Below are 18,917 nucleotides of genomic sequence, written 5' to 3'. Positions count from 1 at the left end.
AGAATTAAGCCCATTGGTTCAATAATTTTTTAAACGACTCTCTGTACAGATCGCCAACGGGTATTTCTGCTGAGCCAACATATACACTATTTCTTCCCAACGCATCTATTTTGTTAACGGCAATAATAAAGGAACGATGTATGCGGATAAAATCCGCTTCAGGAAGCCGTTCTTCGATACTCTTTAAAGTTGTTAACGAACTGATAGCTTGTTCTTTATTGAGCAGATGGATCTTTACATAATCTTTGATAGATTCGATATAGGCGATATCATTCAAATCAATCCGAATCAGTTTATAATCCGACTTAATGTATAGATAACGCTCTTTTTTACCTTTATCTTGGTCGACTGGTAACGTTTCCATTGATTCAAAGTAACTTTTCGCCTTGTTAGCCGCCTGTAAAAACTCATTATAATTGAACGGCTTTAATAGATAATAAAGCGCATCAACTTGATAACCTTCGATAGCGAATTGATTGAAAGCAGTTGTAAATACAATTCGACAGGTACTTTTTTGATTTGATTGTGCCATTAACTTCGAGAATTCCATTCCTGTTAGTTCAGGCATATAAATATCTAAGAATATCAGTTGGACGGAAAGTTTATCTAATACATCCAAAGCCTCTATTGCACTACCATAAGAGCCTACCAGCGTTAAAAAAGGCGTTTTCTCAATATAGTTGCTAATTAGCCCCAATGCTAGCGGCTCATCATCGATTGCAATGCAATTCAAGTTCATGATAATATAAGCGTTAAATCGACTTGATAAATGGTATCGTTGGCAATTTTGTTAATCGTTAAAAGATGCCTGCCCGGATACAACAAATTAAGACGTCTTTTTGTGTTCTGTAAACCGATACCGCTTTCTTCTAAAGGATTGCTTGTTTTCTCTTGTAAGGTATTGCTTACCTTTAAGTGTAAAGTTTGGTCCTTTACCGAGACTTCAATCCGTATTTCGCTTGCTTTCGTTGCACTAATACCATGCTTGAACGCATTTTCAACAAAGGGTAATAACAGCATCGGTGCTATCTTGTAATCATGGGACAAAACAGGCTCCTTATAGATTACCTGATTATTGACATGCAACCGTAATTGCATCAACTCAATATGATCTTTCAAAAACTTTAACTCCTCTACTAAGCTAGTTTCGTTTTGCGCTGTTTCGTATAGCAAATAACGCATCATTCTCGATAATTTATGCAAGGCCTCTCGGGAGAGCTCCACATCGGAAAACGATAAAGCGTAAATATTGTTAAGTGTATTGAAGAAAAAATGTGGGTTGATCTGTGCTTTAAGAAAAGAAAGTTCGGATGCTATCTGCTGTTTCTGCAACTCGTCTTTTAAACGTGCCTCTTGCTGCCATTGTCTTACGGCTGCCACTGTTGTACTTATTCCCAGTACCAGTAAACTGAACATCAAAGTGAAACCATCGATAAGTTCTTCATGTTTTGGCGGCCGCTGTCTTGCATTCGCCATCACTACCTGAAAATCCAGCCATCTTTCAAGTAAAAGGGCAAGCCCTTGCCCAAAGAAAAGTGCAATCAATAACCATATAAGAAAAAGCAATCGCTTGTTCCTAAAAAGGAGTCTAGGGGTAAAGAGCAGGTAATTACTGTAAAAAATAATAACGAAAAAAAAGATAATGCTGACATGCTTTATCCAAAATGCAGCAGGTAACTTAATTCCCCAGCTAAGTGGAGGATAAACGAGTAGGGTAAACCCTAACAGTACCCACAACAAAATATGCGTAAAAATAATACCAAGTGTTCTTCTATTTGCTTTCTCCATTATTTCGCATTTGACTTACAATGTTAAGGGATATCCCAAACTCTGTAAAGATTAACCGATAGAGAGTCAGATTTTCTCGTCCAAACCGACAAAATCATCTTTTAACGCCTTTTTAGACAACACAATTTAACAATGCTGGTTTTATCTGCAAAATAACACTTTCTGTCGAGCATACCGTCCTTTCAATCTAGAAAGCTTTTTTATATCTCGTAAAGCTTGTCTTTTTGTGCCGTTCCAAAACATGAAATATGGCAATTAGATGGTTAAAATATATGAGTTTTTTCGCGCTCATATCGTGCACATTGGCTGGTAATGCCCAGCAAGAACAAACACATATCAAACAATGGTCTTTAAAAGAATGCTTGGCTTATGCCCAACAACATAATATAACCCTCAATAATTTACGTTTGGCCAAACAAAGTGCGGATCAAAACCTCATCAGTGCCAAAGCTTCTGTATTGCCCGATTTAAATGCCTCAGCTTCACAGAATGCGACTCACTACGGGACAGCCCAGGGGGATGCCGGTAAATCGATCAATTTAAATGGAAGTGCGGGTTTAAACTCTTCCGTAACGCTTTTTAATGGGGGAACCCTAAGAGCCGATATTCGCCAATCACAATTAGCTACTGAAATGGCTGATTTGGACGTTTCTGAGGCAGGTAACGACTTATACTTACAGATTATTCAAGCTTATACCAACATTATGCTTGATAAAGAAACCATTGTTTATGCGCAGGACCTGGTACAAACATCCCAAGCGCAAACTGAACAAATGGATCAACAGTATAAGGCCGGTGCGGCAGCGAAAAAAGATTTAATTCAATTGCAGGCGCAACTAGCTTCTGATCAATATACATTAACCAGTGCTAAGAATGCGGAAAGACAAGATAAAATTACCCTGAAACAATTGCTTCAGCTTCCGGTGGACAGCGCTTTCGATATTGTAAAAGCCGATACGACTTTTGCCCTTGCAGCCATTCCTTCGTTACATGAAGTGATCCAGGACGCAATAAACAAGCGGCCCGAGATAAAAAATAGCTTACTCAATATCGAAAATTCAAAGCTCGATCTCAAAAAGGCAAAAGCGGGTTATTTGCCGGTTATATCTCTGAATGGCGGGATAGGCACCAATTACAACAACGGCACCAATATAGGTACCTTTAGGCAATTTGACAATAATTTCTATCAACAAATCGGCATTACTGCGACCATCCCCTTGTTCAGCAGAAAGGTTAATCAAACCAATGTAGCAAAGTACAATATTGCCATTAAACAAGCAGAGCTTGATCTGTTGAATACAAAAACTATTCTTTCACAAACAGTGGAAAAGGCTTACATCAACACGCAGAATGCATATAGTCAATACGATGCCTCCGCCGAACAGTTAAATTATAATAAGGAAGCATACCGGATAGCAGGTGAAGAATTACGTGTAGGATCGGCTAATACAGTAGAATATATACAGCAAAAAAATCTATACATACAAGCATTACAAGCATATACGCAAGCAAAATATAGTGCCATGCTTTCGCTCAATGTATTCAATTTCTACAAGGGCGATTTTTTGGAAAATCAACAATAAGTGCAAACTCTTGAATTATATATATGAATCGTAAAAAAATAATCATTATTGGTATCCTGATTTTGATGCTCGCTGTTTTACTTTATTTCTTTTTCGGCAGGAAAAAGGAAAACGGAGTAGCTTTTGAAACAACAGTGCCTGAAAAAGGCCCCATTGCATCCATCATTACCTCAACGGGTACTATTCAGCCGGTTGACACGGTAGCCGTGGGAACGCAGGTTTCCGGTATTATAGCCAGCATCTATACCGACTACAACGCGCAGGTAAAAAAAGGTCAACTATTAGCGGAGCTAGATCCGACCTTAATGCAGGCAACGGTTGATCAAATCAAGGGACAGCTGGCGCAGGCGCAAAGTAATTTTAATTATCAGCAAATCAATTTCAATCGCCAACAGGAGCTTTTCCAAGTAGGGGCGATCAGCAAGGCCACTTACGATCTGGCAACTAATTCGTATGAAACGGCGCAGGCAAGTGTCAACAGCATTAAGGCACAGTTGCGATCGGCGCAGCAGAATTTATCTTTTACTAAAATCTATTCACCAATTGATGGGGTTGTGCTTAATCGAAGTGTCAGCGTTGGGCAAACAGTGGCCGCCAGTTTTAATACGCCTACTTTATTCAGTTTAGCCAAAGATATTACCAAAATGCAAGTACAGGCCAAAGTAGACGAAGCCGATATTGGTGATGTCCAAATGGGTGATCGTGTTACTTTTACGGTGGATGCCTATATCGATCAAACTTTTGAAGGCAAAGTTTCTGAAATTCGTTTACAACCCAGTACCTCCAATAATGTTGTCACGTACACAACGATTATTGAAACCAGTAATGCTGATATGAAGTTAAAACCAGGTATGACCGCTACAGTAACGATCTACACAAAAGAAGCTAGCAACGTACTTACAGTTCCTGTCAGTGCCCTGAAACTCACCATCGAACCAGGGCAGGTTACACCACCGTATCGACTCATCGAAAACCAAGCCGCCGATACGGCCCAGAATGCCGTATGGGTACTGAAAGGAAATCAAGTGTTTAGGCAGGCCATCAAAGTAGGCATTAATGATAATACAAAGGTTCAGGTAGAAGGAGGGGTAGGCGCCAAAGATAGCATTATAACAGCTATTGTGAGTACCGGACAAGGTACACCGGAAAATATGGGGTCAAACCCTTTCTTGCCGACACCAAGGAGAAGACGATAATGGCAGCGATATTAAATATTAAGGATCTGAAAAGAGAGTTTCTCGTCGGATCGCAGGTGGTACGTGCCTTGAAAGGTGTAAACTTCGATGTAAATACGGGTGAATTTGTTACGATCATGGGAAGTAGTGGTTCGGGTAAATCCACCATGCTTAATATCTTAGGCTGCCTGGACAAAGCGAGTTCGGGTGAGTATTTTTTAGATGGAATTAATGTTAAAAGTTTAAATCGGGATGAATTAGCCAAATTGAGAAACAATAAAATTGGTTTCGTTTTTCAGGCCTACAATTTATTGCCTAGAACGTCGGCATTGGAAAATGTGGAACTACCCTTATTGTACCAATCCGGCATTTCTCATAAAGAGCGGCAGGAAAAAGCGATGCATGCACTGGAAATGGTAAAACTGCAAGACCGGTATGATCATACGCCGAGCCAGCTTTCAGGTGGGCAGCAACAGCGTGTGGCTATTGCCCGAGCTTTAGTGAATGAGCCTGTGATGATCTTAGCAGATGAAGCAACGGGAAATCTCGATACGAGGACCTCGTACGAAATTATGACCTTAATGCAAGAGTTGAATCAAGAGCAACAAAAGACCATTGTATTCGTCACACATGAACCTGACATTGCATCGTTCAGCAGCCGAACCATCCTATTGCGGGATGGAAAGATTCAACGCGATACGCCAAATACAGCGATTCGTTCCGCTAAAGAGGCCTTGGCTGCCTTACCGACAAATGATGATTATTAACGCATTTGCAGAAAATTCAATTTATGAATTACGTCAATTTATTACGCATAGCGCTCCGGGCGATTCAAAGGAATAAACTGAGAGCCTTTCTTACCATGCTGGGCATTATCATTGGTGTCGCCGCTGTGATTACCATGATGTCTATTGGCGAAGGGTCCAAACAAAGTATACAGAATACCTTCTCAAGCATGGGTTCTAATATGATTACGATTATGCCTTACAACAACAGTCCGATGCCGGGCGGTGTTCGTCTAGGCGCAGCCAGTGTGCAATCGCTCACCCTTAGCGACGTTAACAAGATCAAGCAGGAGGTAAGTGAAATTAACGCGCTTTCACCTGGTGTTTCCAGTAGCGGACAGGCAATTCGGGGAGCCAATAACTGGCCAACATCGCTACAAGGTGTTTCCAGCGACTACCTACAGATACGCCAATTAAGTATAAAGGATGGATCAAACTTTACGGAAGAACAAGTGAAGGCTTCTGCCAAGGTCTGTTTAATAGGCCAAACCGTTGTTGATAATTTGTTCAAAGAAAACGAGAATCCTGTGGGCCAGATTATCCGTTTTGGAAAAATTCCTTTTCAGATTATTGGTGTACTTAATGCAAAAGGGCAAAATACTTTCGGACAGGACCAGGATGATATCATCATTGCTCCTTATACAACCGTCATGAAACGTATCTTGGCTACAACCTATCTTCAAAATATTTATGCAGCAACACCGAACGAAGCTTTGTCAAATCAAGCAATGGAACATATCACAACCGTCTTAAGAGAAAATCACCGTATTCGGGAAGGTACTGAAAATGATTTTGAAGTACGCACCATGGCCGAACTTATACAAATGCTCAGTTCAACAAGCGGCATGATGACCTCCTTATTGACTGCAGTAGCCGGTATCTCACTTCTCATTGGCGGAATTGGTATCATGAACATTATGTATGTATCGGTTACAGAACGTACACGGGAAATTGGATTACGGCTGTCAATAGGGGCTCGTGGCCGGGATATTTTGTGGCAGTTTTTAACGGAAGCCGTCGTTATTAGCATGACAGGCGGTGTAATGGGAGCAATACTTGGAATTATAGCCTCCTTCACGATATCCAGTCTCGTTCATTGGCCGATCTTGATTTCCGAATCATCAATCGTCATTTCATTCTTTGTCTGTGTTATTACCGGTGTCTTTTTTGGTTATTATCCTGCGGTAAAAGCCGCAGCACTGGACCCTATAGAAGCTTTGAGATATGAGTAGTATCGTAGGGTTTTTAGTGGTGGATGAGCTGTTGAATCGTTGGTACTACATAAGATAAAAGACATCGGATATAAGACATAAGACACGGGATAGGAAATCCTGATACTTGCCTGCCTGCCGGTAGGCAGGCCTTGTACCAATGCCCTTATAGTCGACACTGCCTAAAGCTTATAGCCTAATGCTTAAAACAAAAAAGCCCGATTTCCTCGGGCTCCGGTATTTCATAGGTAATAATTTTTTAATGATTATTTACCCGAATTTTTGATAGAGGTAACATCATTGCGAATCTCTTGGGCAAGATTCTTTAACTCTTGCATTGCTTTACGTACCCGTGTACCGGCAGCTGCATTTCCTTTGTTGTAGAATTTGTCGGCATCAACTTCAACTGAGCTAATAAGCTCTTTTAACTTTCCAAATTTGTCCATTGTAGTAATTTTTTATTTAAGTGATAATTTGACGACAAGATGATCTTGCCCTAATGGGCTACAAACCACATTTTTCGTACCAAATCGCTTTAAATGAGCTAAAAACACAGTTTTTTTTAAAAAAAGTGGTAAAAAGCAATAAAAATGCATTGATTTATCTAAAATAGGCCATAAAACGTCATGGAATCAATTCGGCATGACCGATCCCAAAAGAGTCTTCATTACATTTATTGTAGCGTTTTATATACGCTATCGGTTCTACTGTATAGAAACGCCTTCATCTTTAAACGCGGCTTGCAGTGTGGCGTCGAGTTCTGCATCGGTCAAAATCAAATCGATCGAATGAACCGGTCCTACGAAAAAAGGTTCGGCCGTAGCAATTTTATTAACGGTTGACAAGGCTATTACATATTTCGCATTGGCTACAATATTTCGCTTGATAATACAATCATCATAATCACGCGTAGTGATCCCGGCTACTAAATCAATGCTGCAAATTCCCAAAAAAGCCAGATCTGATTTAATCGTACGAATCGCATCTACGGTATCAGCACCGACAGTCGTAAAGGCACCTTTATTTAAACGCCCCCCTAAAAATATAACTTCTGCTAAGGGGTGATCCTCCAATGCGTTGACAATGGGAAAACTGTTTGTAACAACAACAATGTTCCGCTCGGGGGGGAGGGCAGCGGCCACCGCCAAACTTGATGTTCCCCCGTCAAAAAACACTACTTGTCCATCCTCAATAAAATTTAACGCTTTTTCAGCAATTAATCGCTTTTGTTCCAGTTGTAAATGTTCCCGATCGCGATAGTGATGGGGAACCGGCGAGTGAGCAATGGCACCTCCCCGCACAGCTTTCACAATCCCTAGGTCGGACAACTCCTTGATATCTCTCCGCACGGTATCTTCCGAAACATTTAGTAACTCACTTAACTCCTTCAGTTGCGCCGACTGTTTGTTCTTTATGTGCTCCGTTAATCGCTGTTGCCTTTCTGCTTTGATCATCTTTTTGCAATTTAATGCAAAGTTAATAAAAATATATTGCAATAAATTGCAAACATTATGTATTTTTGTTGCATTAAATTGCAATATATGAAAAAACAATCAATTGCTATTGACATGGATGGCGTCTTAGCCGACACGGAAAGTCAGTATTTACATTATTATGAGCAGGAATATGGAAAGCGTTTAACGAAGGACATCTTCCATAATGTCCCCGAGGCGGAAGCTTTGCCAAACGGATCTATATTTAAATACCTTTATACACCGGGTTTTTTTAGAACGATACCGGTAATGGCGGGAGCAGTGGAAGCTGTAAGGAGGCTTCAGAAGCGATATGAAGTTTACATTGTTTCTGCCGCGATGGAATTTCCACTTTCTCTATTTGAAAAGAAGGAATGGCTTGCTGAACATTTTCCATTTATTCACTGGCACAACATCATTTTTTGCGGAGACAAAAGTATTATTGATACCGACTTTATGATTGATGACTATTGTAAGAATCTGGATTTCTGCAAAGGAAAACCCATTTTGTTTAGCGCTGGTCATAATGCCGGTATAACCCATCATCTTCGCGCTAATAATTGGCAGGAAATACTTGATATACTGGACGTAGTCCCTACAAATTAACGAGACAAGGTCTTTTTATCTAGCCAAGCTGAAAAAGCGTCCTTAAAGATGTTTCCAATAGGAATACTTCTTTGAGGATAATAAGCTAACCTAATTTGGTTTCCCTCTATCGCACGAACATGCTTTAGTGCGATAATATAGGACTTATGAATTCTCATAAAAGCCGTTTTGCTTAAATGCCTTTCTATTTCCTTCATGGTAATGAATGCAATGATTCGTTCGCCATGATCTAAATAGATAGAAATATAGTTTTTAAGTCCTTCAATGATGACAATCTTACTTACGTCTATTTTAAATAGTTTTCCTTTGCGATCTGTTTTTATAAAGAGGTACGGACTACCTGGTAGTTCAACTTCGTTTTTGTTATCTTGATGATTTTGAACTTTATTAACAGCCTGCAAAAATCGGTCAAAGGAAATAGGTTTAAGCAAATAATCAACAACCGCAAATTCATAGCCCGCGAGTGCATACTCCGTGTAAGCTGTTGTGAGAACAACTTGTACATCCATATTTAGGACGTTAAGTAACTCTATTCCGGTAAGGTAGGGCATCTGCACATCCAAAAAAAGTAGATCAACCGGCTTTGCTTTGATTGCCGACAAAGCGCTCACTGGCTCCGTAGACGAGCCAACTAGCTCCAGAAATGGAACTTTTCCGATATGATGTGTTAAAAGATCAATCGCGTGTTCTTCATCGTCAATTATAAAGCAGCTCATCCTTTGGCGGGTCTCTTCTTTTATCATGGCTAAAACTATTGTTCGATCGGAATTTGCAATAATACGGAAAATGTCGCTTTATCTTCCTGCACTACAAATCGATGTTTATCTCCATAGATTAAATGTAACCGCTGCCGGATATTACTTAAGCCTATACCATTCGAAAGTTCCTTGCGTCCTTCTCCCTTTTTATTTTTTATGGAGAAAAAGAAATGTTGGTCTTGCTCTAACAAGTTGATTTCCAGTGGATATTTAACATCCAACAAATCGCCATGTTTAAACGCATTTTCTACCAAGGTTATCAAAACTAACGGGATAACCTTGAGTTGCTTATTCTTCACCTGATCGTCATACTTAATATTCAGTCGATTATTGAGTCTTTTCTGGTTAATTTCAATAATGTTCTGCAAGTGTACAATCTCTTTTTCGAGCACCACCTTTCCTTCCTTATCTTCCTCTACGGTTAAAGCATAGCGCATAATATCAGACAACAACAATACAGCCTTGGCCAGATCTTCATCGAGTCGAATACTCTTTGAATAAATAAAACTTAAGGAATTGAATAAAAAATGAGGATTAATCTGATGTTTAAGAGCGCTCAATTCGGCCTGTGCCCTTTGCTTTTCTAAAACTATTTGCTGCCTTTTCCGATGCCACCACTCGATGGTTAAAGACGCGCCAATGCAAATGAGTATATCAAAAATGGAAAACACAATGAACCATAGCATAAACCATGCAAAGCTATCTTCCGGAATGAGTGTTTTGGAGTCTTGTATATGACGAACCGAATGCATGGAGTTGGTTTCCAAAGAATCAAAATATCCATAGCTAAATTTAATAAGGTAGAGGATAATAAAACAGAGGATTGGTTTTTTCCATTTTCCTTCGCGAATAACCGGAAGTATAATATAAAAAATTAGAAAAAAGTACGACAATACATTTTCTGTTATAAAAAGGATGGCATTTATAACAAAACCGTAGCGTCTACCAAAGTAAAATACCGCCTCCTGCGGATTAGACACATAAGAAATAAAAAAAACAAAACAGTATAAAAATACACCAAACAGGGAAAGAACAGCAAAACGTTTCCACTGCTTGTGAATCAATATTTTAAGTTGCTGCATCATCCTTTCCTTAAAATTTCGTTTTAGAACGCAACACCGGTGCCCGCAAAAGCGCCAAAATCGCCCTTACTTGTTAAACCGAAATCGACACGGGTATACAATCGATATCTTGGAATAAGCTGTTGCCTAAAGCCAACACCATAGAATGCCTTAATGGAGGCTTTGTAATCTTTAAAGAAATTTTTTGCACCATCTCCCAAACCGGCGAAAATGGCATATCCAAAGCGACGGTCGGCGCTCGAAAAGTAAGATCGATACTCCGCTTGCACACTAAACACCTGCTCTGCGATATATAAATTTCGCCAAACGCCCCTAAATGCTCTATCGGCGGTTATATAAGGCAGCTGATAAAAAGGAGCTTCACCTCCCCACGTTGCGTTAAACATTCCTTGGAAAGCTAATACATCGCCTTGTACAAGCCAATCTACAGGTATAAATTTCCGATAATCAAATTTCAATTCCTGATACTGATAATCGCTGATAATTTCTTGATTAAACCAGTAATAATTAATCTCTAACCTACTTCCCTTTGTGGGAAATAGAACATCATTTCGCTTGTCCATGCGTAGGGTAGGACCGATACCAAAAAGCCAACCTCCTTGGCCGCCGTGAAAATTGGACGAGGGCTTTTCCTCAAAATCCAATTCATTATCTTTTCTCAATTTATAGTTAATTCCTACAAAGAACTGATCGGATAAAATCCTGCTCACCGATCCTTCTAACACAAAATTGTCCGAAACATAGGCCGTTTTATGACGATCGTTGCTTTCTCTTCCAATGCCGAAAAAATAGTTTTTTGCATTGTTTGTAAACAAGAAATTGTTCGTAAAATACCACTTTTCTTTATAGTAAGCTTCCATATAAGCGCCCACTGCTAATTGCTTTCCATTGAAGCCGTAAGTGACAATTGGAGCAAAGATGGTTGGTTGTGAAAATCGGGAAGCATGACCGGTCTTTGGGTACCAAATCATCGTAGCGCCCGCACCTACAATAAAACCTGCTTCTCGCTTGAACCCAATGATGGGTTGTGGCAAAAATTTCAGCCTTTTCCCTTCATGGTTTTTAGAAGAAGACAAGCGATCATGTATTTCCTGTGAAGCTTCTATGTCTATGGGAACTGTTGTCCAACCTTGTTCTTTTTTTATGAGTATATTATTATCTTTAGTAAAACCTGGAGGAGTAAAAATATTTGATAGTTCTTGCTCCTTGTTTTTTTGAACGGGATTCCAAATGGATAGGCGACCGTCCACATCAACGCTAACTATATTTTCGCCGACACGATCGTAACCCAACCAAGTAATTTTTGATGAGCCTGTTTTGATTTCCCGAATTAAGGTATCTTGAAAATCGCGAATCTGTATGTTATTTTCTGCCGTTACACTTGCTATTTCTTGCTTGTTGGGATGGAAGATCAATAAGCGTTGCTTTTCTTTTTCCCAGTTAACGTTTATTTTGGTTAGCGACTCGTAATCTAATAACTGGATAAGCCGATTGTTTGTAAATCCAATCAACTTACCATCGTAACTGATACCGACCGCATTAATGTCGGATGCAATATTCCTAGTCGCAATCGCTTTCCATGTGTTTGTATCATACTTGGTCATTTTTGCATTAAAAGTTTTCACGGAATGAACAAATACGCATTCTTTTTTTACAGGGCTAAAAGCAGCCAATTTCGTTTTAAAAGGAAGCCGCGCAAGCCGGCGTATGGTATCTCTACTTAGTGCGTAAATTGTGGTTAGTCCGTCATTCCCCGAGGCTACCAAAAACTGTCCGTCCGGCGAAAAGGTCAACAAACCGCCTACACCTCTTCCAGGCACCAATAATTCATTCACTATAGCCTTTGTACGCATGTCCTGAAATAAGATCCGGTCGGGTAGTTCGCTCACGGAAAGGGACAACGTAGGATTGACACGCTCTTGCAAGGTGATTGCCTTTTGGCCATGTACCGTAAAGACACTGATGAGTGCGAGTAGGAAACAAGCAATCTGTTTTATAACTTCTTTTTTTAAACTCAACGAAAAAATCATGTAAAATATGTTAATTCACAGCATGGAAACCGGACTAAAATAAAAGACATTTACCGAATTGCGAAATAGAATACACCAACTTAAGCACTAATTCTACCAACAGCTATTTATTCGGGACCAGTTTTGGATTTCTTATAAACAATACCCTTTATAAAACCGGCATAGTGTAGGGAAGAGAAAAGCATCTGATACCGGTTGCGCTGAAAATAGGGGCTCATATCGATGAGATTGCGTGCTTCAACTTGGCACAGATACCCAAAAAATTTATACATAAGTTTGAGCATTCCCTTTTTCCAGCCGTTTTTCTTATTCGGATCAAGATAAAAATCAGCATAAAGCCAGAGGCCTTCGCTTGCCAGTAATCTCGTCAAATGACCAAATACTTTTTCCGCTTTTGGTCGCAAAAAATTATCGAACAAAAAGGAAGTGATGATCACATCATAAGAATTTTGAAGTGCCTCAAAATCTTCAATGGCTTGCTCAACAAATACAACCTTGTTATTAGCACAATTACGATCTCGGGCCATTCGCAACATTTTTTCTGAAATTTCCACATAGGTTATCGTTAAACCTTCGGGATGTAACTTGGCCAGCGCCTCCAGTATCCATCCCGATCCACCTCCAACAATCAAAATACGACTATCCGCTGCAATGCTGTGTATCAGATCTAATTGAACGTTGACCTGCGCCCGCCCGAACACCAATCGGCTTAACCTATCATATAAGGGCGCAATATTATCATAGTTATTCTTCATTGTATTGTTACACAAATTGCATGGCAAATATTCCGCAAATTGCTTTCACCAGTAACAAACCGTCAATAACAATTAGGTAATAAAGTATCCGATGCCGCTTATGCATAGAATAAGCCACTACCAAAGATAAGGCGAAAGGGAAAATATTGATCACTAAAGGAATGAAGCTAAAATGCCTATAATAGCCGAAAATGACCATGGATAGGACACCTACGGATAGCAATGGAATTAATAGCTGAAAGATTGTATTTCGAAGGCCAAATCTCACGACAAACGTTTTTAATTGCTTATTGGCATCCTCTGCATAATCTTTAATATCGAACATAATGGCATTTACCGTACAGAACATAAAGGTTTTAACAAAAAGCCATAGCACAAGAAAGGGATCGACCGAATTTAGCGGGTGCTGTATTTTCAACATAATAATAGGAAAAAGGTTGACGCAACATGCCCAGACGAATCCGATGATAAAGGCCTTCAATAAACCCGAATTTCGAATATTCAGCGCCATAAATGATCGCGGTAAAAGTCCGTAATATAAAATAATTGCAACGAGTACAATAATAAGGATCAACCAATAAATCCAATGTAGGGAGCTCAACGACTGTATGTTTTGCCAAATCAGCCCTAAAGCAAGCAGTAGGCTGATCAAAATGGAAAATCCTAAGTTTCCTTTAGCAAATCGGATATTTTGTTGATACCATTGGGTGCGCGGATTGTTATGTCTACTGCTTACTGTTACATTGATATAAGCATATGTATAGTATGCCATCGTTGCAAAAAACAAAAGCAGATAATAAGCTGTATTATTAAAAGGAATGGCAAGTTGAACGGTGGTTTCCAGCGACAAGGCGATGGCCAGAATACCGACAAAAATGTTTCCAAAAAACACAAATTTAATAAAGCGATCTATCATGCCCTCAACGGATATGGAAGCTAAAATACAGTTTTTGTATCTGATTGACCGGAGTTTTTCATCATACTTTTGCGGAAATTTAATCGGATGACTTGCATATTAACTTAGCTTATTAGTATATTGCTTTAAGTGTTAGCGCTTGAGTTTAAATTTAATTTTATGAAGACGCTTTTAGTACTAACGGATTTTTCTGACGCAGCCACACATGCTGCGAAATACGCTGCTATCTTAGCGAAGCAGTTGAAAATCGCACGTATATTATTATTCAATAAGTTGCCGAGTATTACATCAATTCCCAGCAGTCCGTTGGTAGTAAATAAAACACACGAAACCAAAGAGGAATCGATGACGCATTTAAAGCGATTGGTTAATGAACTGAAATTTTTAAAACATACGGACACCGAATTGACCTACTTAGCAAAAGAAGGTGATTTGGATGAGCTTACCAATGATTTAATCAACAAATATCAGGTGGACTACGTGGTGATGGGTTTAACCGGTAAAAGTAAACTTGAGCAAACCCTAATAGGAAGCAATACCATAAAGATCGCTAAAACTGTCAACCGGCCCCTATTAATTGTGCCCGAGTCTGCAAAGCTTACACCTATCACTAAAATCGCATCGGTGATCGATCTGCAAGATCCTAAACAGGCGCAAACAATAACCAATTTATTGAATCCTTTGCATTTCCATAACCACCTCGAACTCTACGTGCTCAGTCATGAAAGCGAAGGCATACCGCTACAAACCTTGCACAATCATAATTTTACCGCTGTAAAGGAAAAAATTAGTCGATACAATCCCAAGTACTATGCCATCAGCGAAATTGATATTGTAAGGGAAATATTGGAGTTCTCCAAGTCGCATGACATCTCGTTAATCGTCCATATTGAGAAGAAAAGAAACTTTTTTGAAAGCCTCTTCTTAACAGACATTACCGAGCGGATGGCTTATGTAACCCATATACCATTACTTTTAGCAAAGCAGGCGTGAATTAGGCTTTAGGCGATAAGCTATAGGCATTAGGCTTTTAGGCATTAGGCTATAAGCAGTAAGCTTTAAGCCCACAAAAGCCCATCATCACATCAGCTAACCGACCGTAGGGAGCTCATGAATGCCTTTAAAGTGAACACGAATGAATAATTATCACATTGGCTAATTGGCTCATCATCACATTGGCTAATAAACTACTTTTCTACTCAACCACTCAACTATTTCCCTAATAAAAAAATAATTGAAGCCATAGGGGTAGATGAAGGAACGGTTGTCATAGTAGCAAAGAAGGGAAGCGGAATGAGGAAGGTTATCGGTATTTCATAAAAAAATAGAGGAAGAAAATGATAAACGTGCTAGGATACGCGCAAGAATTGTATATGACAGCGAGTTTATCTAAGTTTGACTTGATATAGCTTATATGCTAACACAATTAAATATGCAGAGCGACAACGTCACGCTTAACCTGTTGCAACAGGGGAATGAAGAAATTTTCGAAAATGTTTTTAAACAGCACTTCAATAGTCTACATGCTTACGCTTTTACAATTTTAAAAGATGCCGTTGCAGCAGAGGAGATCGTACAATCACTTTTTTTAAAACTCTGGGAAAAAAGAGAGAATCTGGACATACGAAGCTCACTAAAATCGTACCTATATCGAGCTACTTACAATGATTGCATGAACACCATTAAGCATTGGCAGGTAAAACAAAGACACCAAGATCATATTACTTATGTAAATGATTTCACCTACGAACATACTGCTAATCAGCTGCATGAAAACGAACTAAAAAGGGAACTTCAAAAGGCCTTAAACGTATTACCGGAAAAATGTCGAACAGTTTTTCAGATGAGTCGCTTTGAGGAGTTAAAGTATCAGGAGATCGCAGACAGACTAGAGATATCGATTAAGACCGTGGAGAATCAAATGGGAAAGGCACTGAAAATATTACGGACGGAATTGGCTGATTATTTGCCGCTTATGGTTTATTGTTTACTAAAATTATTTCTCGGGCAATGAAAGATGAATTACTTATAAAATTCCTTCTTAAGGAAGCATCTCCTGAGGAAGATCAAGATGTACAAGCTTGGCTTGCAGAGGACCAGGCCAACCGGAAAAAGTTTGAACAATTCAAATTGATTTGGGATACCAGCAAGCAGCTTGCGTTGCAGCAACCTATGGACGAAGATATAGCATGGAAAAGGTTTCAACTGCTGAGAGATCAACGCTTTGAAAGACCCCCAGAAGATGTCGACGAGGGCGATTCAATACCACATCTTCAAGAATATCAAGGTAAGGGTACGGGATGGTTAAGGGTAGCGGCAAGCATCCTAGCGGTTATGGGTTTAATGACAGGTATTTACCTTTACATTATAGCACCAAAGCATCCGTATTTGCATAGCATTGAGGTGACGGCTAATGAAACGCCCCTAACCGATACTTTACCGGACGGAACCGTTGTAACACTTAACAGTCATGCTAAACTCAGCTATACCGAAGATTTATTTAACGGCCAACGCAAAGTACATATGTCGGGGGAGGCTTTTTTTGATGTGGCCAGCGACAAGAAACGCCCTTTCAATGTAGCCGTAAAAGATTTGACGATCAACGTACTGGGCACTTCGTTTAATGTAAAAAGCAACAGAAAATTGACGGAGGTTATTGTGGAGACCGGAGCTGTTCAAGTAAGTCGAGAAGATGTAATTATCAAATTAAAGCCAGACGAAAAAGCCATTGCAATGGTAGAACAAAAGGGCCTTAAACAGGAAAAGCAACACGATAAACTGTATGACTACTACAGAAGTAGGATGTTTAAATTAGACGGGACCCCTTTGTGGCGATTTGTAGAAGTACTCAACGAAGTTTATCAAGTGCGGATTGTACCGGAGAATATAGCCACAGGCAATTTGCCAATAACTACTACCTTTGACAATGATTCTTTACCCGGCATCTTGCATACGTTATGTAAAACATTACGATTGGAAATGGAAAAAAATGGTAAAACAATTATATTAAAAAAAGAAACGTTATAATATAACATAATCGCTATCCCCTTGGAGAACCAATTATTGCATTCTTGTAAAAGCCTGCTATTGACATTCGTATTGTCTTTAGCGGGTTTCACCGCTTTTAGTCAAAACTATCTTTTTAAGCCGGTTAAACTTCATGTGAGCCAACAAAAACTTGTAACCGTACTGGAAGATATCGGAAGGCAAGGTGGCTTTCATTTTTCTTATAGCAGCGGCATTATCCGAAGTGACAGTTTGGTTAGCATCCAGCATTTCAATGGCGACGTAAAGACGGCACTCAATACATTACTGGGTGATAGTTACGAATATCAAGAGAGTCCGAATCATTTAATTATCCGTCCGGCTCCATTTCGTTTAACGCTCATGCCTGAAGAATTGGGCGAAGGAAAAAAAATATATACCATTAAAGGCTATGTAGTGGATGAAAAAACCGGAGCAGGAATCCATAATGCCAGCGTTTATGAAAAACGGCTACTCGTGGGAACGATGACCGATAGAAAGGGTTATTTTAAATTAAAGCTGAAAACCAAGGACGGAAATCCCATGATTTTAACGGTTAGCAAAGAACTTTACAAAGATACCACCACCGTTTTCTTGCCTACCGTCAACCTAGGAAAAAACATCAATAGTAGTGGGCATTATGGATATATGGGAGATGGGGAAGAATCTGTCTCCAATACCGCGCTCGCTCGTTTATTTTTAAGTTCTAAACAAAAGCTAAATGCATTAAATCTGGGAAACTTTTTCGCCTATACCCCCGTACAGGTTTCGCTAACTCCCGGCTTAAGCTCACATGGCATGATGAGTGGTCAGGTCGTCAACAAGTTATCGGCTAATCTCATTGGTGGTTACACCGCGGGAGTCAATGGCGTAGAGTTGGCTGGAATATTCAATATCGATCGCTATCACGTGAAATATGTTCAGGCGGCGGGTGCTGTCAATATGGTAGGGGGTAATATGTCGGGGGTTCAACTCTCCGGAATTTATAATACGGTTATTGATAGCTTAAAGGGTTTTCAAGCCGCCGGCGTCTTTAACTTTGTTAAAAAACATGCAAATGGCGTTCAATTGGCCGGCATAATGAACTATGCTGAGGAACTAAGGGGCGTACAAATTGCCGGAATTCTCAATAGGACGAAAACGAACCACGGCTTACAATTTGGTTTAATAAATATGGCTGATACCTCTTCGGGAATCAGCATTGGATTGGTTAATATTTCAAAAAACGGAATGAAACGACTGAGTGTATCAAGTAATGAGGTCCTGTATACCAATCTGGCATTTAAAAGTGGAAACGCAAATTTATACAGCATTCTTTCTGCGGGCTACGGAAGCTGGAATGGTGAGCAAACTTTTGCTACGGGCTTCGGATTGGGGCATGAGTTTAGAAGAAGAAATCAAGATAATTATTTTGCGGTAGAACTTTTGAGCCAGCAATTACACCGATCAGTCTATGAAAACGTGAGCAGTTGGACTAAGATGAATATCCTTTACAATTATTCTTTAGGTCAAAAAACAAAATTGTACGTTGCGCCAACGATTAATTTCCTTAGCAAGAATAAACAGGTTATTGAAAACGCACAAGACATTCCTTCGGCCGGATATCCATACCTTCTAAACAAAGAACGCTTTAAATGGTGGGTAGGACTTGAATTGGGTGTTGCTTTTTTCTAAAAAGAATAGGGGGGAAGTCTAGCTAGCTTGTCATTAGTTAAACGAAGATAATGACAAG

18 protein-coding genes are annotated in these 18,917 nt (G+C 39.6%); 9 read left to right on the top strand and 9 right to left on the bottom strand.

Translation table 11 applies throughout. The features are described from left to right. Positions 1 to 4 precede the first annotated feature (4 nt). Positions 5 to 739, bottom strand: a complete 735-nt coding sequence (locus ACH11B_RS18925; RefSeq protein ID WP_377609023.1) for a LytR/AlgR family response regulator transcription factor — start codon at positions 737 to 739, stop codon at positions 5 to 7. Then, positions 736 to 1,788 carry a sensor histidine kinase gene (locus ACH11B_RS18920; protein ID WP_377609025.1) on the bottom strand — a complete coding sequence of 351 codons (1,053 nt, stop codon included), beginning with the start codon at positions 1,786 to 1,788 and terminating at the stop codon, positions 736 to 738. The genes ACH11B_RS18925 and ACH11B_RS18920 overlap by 4 nt, the downstream gene beginning before the upstream one ends. Before the next feature lie 248 nt (positions 1,789 to 2,036). Between ACH11B_RS18920 and ACH11B_RS18915 the strand changes: the two genes are divergently transcribed. Genes ACH11B_RS18915 through ACH11B_RS18900 form a run of 4 tightly spaced genes read left to right on the top strand, consistent with a single transcriptional unit; the run spans position 2,037 to position 6,563 of the window. Continuing rightward, on the top strand, positions 2,037 to 3,371 hold the full coding sequence (locus tag ACH11B_RS18915; RefSeq protein ID WP_377609027.1) for a TolC family protein: 1,335 nt from the start codon (positions 2,037 to 2,039) through the stop codon (positions 3,369 to 3,371). A gap of 23 nt (positions 3,372 to 3,394) precedes the next feature. Beyond that, positions 3,395 to 4,567, top strand: a complete 1,173-nt coding sequence (locus ACH11B_RS18910; RefSeq protein ID WP_013666672.1) for an efflux RND transporter periplasmic adaptor subunit — start codon at positions 3,395 to 3,397, stop codon at positions 4,565 to 4,567. After that, on the top strand, positions 4,567 to 5,313 hold the full coding sequence (locus ACH11B_RS18905) for an ABC transporter ATP-binding protein (RefSeq protein ID WP_013666671.1): 747 nt from the start codon (positions 4,567 to 4,569) through the stop codon (positions 5,311 to 5,313). The genes ACH11B_RS18910 and ACH11B_RS18905 overlap by 1 nt, the downstream gene beginning before the upstream one ends. A gap of 23 nt (positions 5,314 to 5,336) precedes the next feature. Continuing rightward, positions 5,337 to 6,563, top strand: a complete 1,227-nt coding sequence (locus ACH11B_RS18900) for an ABC transporter permease (RefSeq protein WP_013666670.1) — start codon at positions 5,337 to 5,339, stop codon at positions 6,561 to 6,563. A 245-nt stretch (positions 6,564 to 6,808) separates the two neighbouring features. Here ACH11B_RS18900 and ACH11B_RS18895 read toward each other — a convergent pair whose 3' ends face one another. After that, positions 6,809 to 6,988, bottom strand: coding sequence for a histone H1 (locus ACH11B_RS18895; protein ID WP_013666669.1), 180 nt, complete (start codon positions 6,986 to 6,988; stop codon positions 6,809 to 6,811). 258 nt (positions 6,989 to 7,246) lie between these two features. Next, positions 7,247 to 7,996: a DeoR/GlpR family DNA-binding transcription regulator gene (locus ACH11B_RS18890; RefSeq protein WP_130857751.1), complete on the bottom strand. Its 750-nt coding sequence runs from the start codon at positions 7,994 to 7,996 to the stop codon at positions 7,247 to 7,249. 87 nt (positions 7,997 to 8,083) lie between these two features. Here ACH11B_RS18890 and ACH11B_RS18885 point away from each other — a divergent pair, with 87 nt between their 5' ends. Next, positions 8,084 to 8,620, top strand: coding sequence for a 5' nucleotidase, NT5C type (locus ACH11B_RS18885; RefSeq protein ID WP_377609029.1), 537 nt, complete (start codon positions 8,084 to 8,086; stop codon positions 8,618 to 8,620). On the opposite strand, the gene ACH11B_RS18880 is transcribed toward ACH11B_RS18885, so the two are convergent. The 5 genes from ACH11B_RS18880 to ACH11B_RS18860 form a co-directional block, all read right to left on the bottom strand. Further along, positions 8,617 to 9,363 carry a LytR/AlgR family response regulator transcription factor gene (locus ACH11B_RS18880; protein ID WP_377609031.1) on the bottom strand — a complete coding sequence of 249 codons (747 nt, stop codon included), beginning with the start codon at positions 9,361 to 9,363 and terminating at the stop codon, positions 8,617 to 8,619. The genes ACH11B_RS18885 and ACH11B_RS18880 overlap by 4 nt on opposite strands. Positions 9,364 to 9,371: 8 nt before the next feature. Continuing rightward, positions 9,372 to 10,463, bottom strand: coding sequence for a histidine kinase (locus ACH11B_RS18875; protein ID WP_041387498.1), 1,092 nt, complete (start codon positions 10,461 to 10,463; stop codon positions 9,372 to 9,374). A 20-nt stretch (positions 10,464 to 10,483) separates the two neighbouring features. After that, a complete protein-coding gene (locus ACH11B_RS18870; RefSeq protein WP_377609034.1) occupies positions 10,484 to 12,490 on the bottom strand; it encodes a BamA/TamA family outer membrane protein in 2,007 nt (668 codons plus the stop codon). A gap of 107 nt (positions 12,491 to 12,597) precedes the next feature. Continuing rightward, positions 12,598 to 13,245 (bottom strand): class I SAM-dependent methyltransferase, encoded by a 648-nt coding sequence (locus ACH11B_RS18865; RefSeq protein ID WP_130857756.1) that lies wholly within the window; start codon positions 13,243 to 13,245, stop codon positions 12,598 to 12,600. A gap of 7 nt (positions 13,246 to 13,252) precedes the next feature. Then, positions 13,253 to 14,161 carry a UbiA family prenyltransferase gene (locus tag ACH11B_RS18860; protein ID WP_377609036.1) on the bottom strand — a complete coding sequence of 303 codons (909 nt, stop codon included), beginning with the start codon at positions 14,159 to 14,161 and terminating at the stop codon, positions 13,253 to 13,255. A gap of 159 nt (positions 14,162 to 14,320) precedes the next feature. Between ACH11B_RS18860 and ACH11B_RS18855 the strand changes: the two genes are divergently transcribed. From ACH11B_RS18855 to ACH11B_RS18840, 4 genes are all read left to right on the top strand, one after another. After that, a complete protein-coding gene (locus ACH11B_RS18855; protein ID WP_013666661.1) occupies positions 14,321 to 15,154 on the top strand; it encodes a universal stress protein in 834 nt (277 codons plus the stop codon). Positions 15,155 to 15,575: 421 nt separating this feature from the next. Continuing rightward, the gene (locus tag ACH11B_RS18850) at positions 15,576 to 16,175 is read left to right on the top strand and encodes an RNA polymerase sigma-70 factor (protein WP_198140273.1); all 600 of its coding nucleotides are present in this window, start codon (positions 15,576 to 15,578) and stop codon (positions 16,173 to 16,175) included. Then, complete coding sequence (locus ACH11B_RS18845; RefSeq protein WP_377609038.1) at positions 16,172 to 17,188, top strand: FecR domain-containing protein; 1,017 nt, start codon at positions 16,172 to 16,174, stop codon at positions 17,186 to 17,188. Before ACH11B_RS18850 ends, ACH11B_RS18845 begins: the two co-directional genes overlap by 4 nt. Positions 17,189 to 17,248: 60 nt before the next feature. Beyond that, positions 17,249 to 18,859 (top strand): LA_2272 family surface repeat-containing protein, encoded by a 1,611-nt coding sequence (locus tag ACH11B_RS18840; RefSeq protein ID WP_377609041.1) that lies wholly within the window; start codon positions 17,249 to 17,251, stop codon positions 18,857 to 18,859. Positions 18,860 to 18,917: the final 58 nt, after the last annotated feature.

The organism is Olivibacter sp. EAT-5, from assembly GCF_044784325.1.
Taxonomy (GTDB): domain Bacteria; phylum Bacteroidota; class Bacteroidia; order Sphingobacteriales; family Sphingobacteriaceae; genus Olivibacter; species Olivibacter oleidegradans.
Note: the sequence above shows the minus strand (reverse complement) of the source record. Positions and strands in the feature narration are given on the sequence as shown.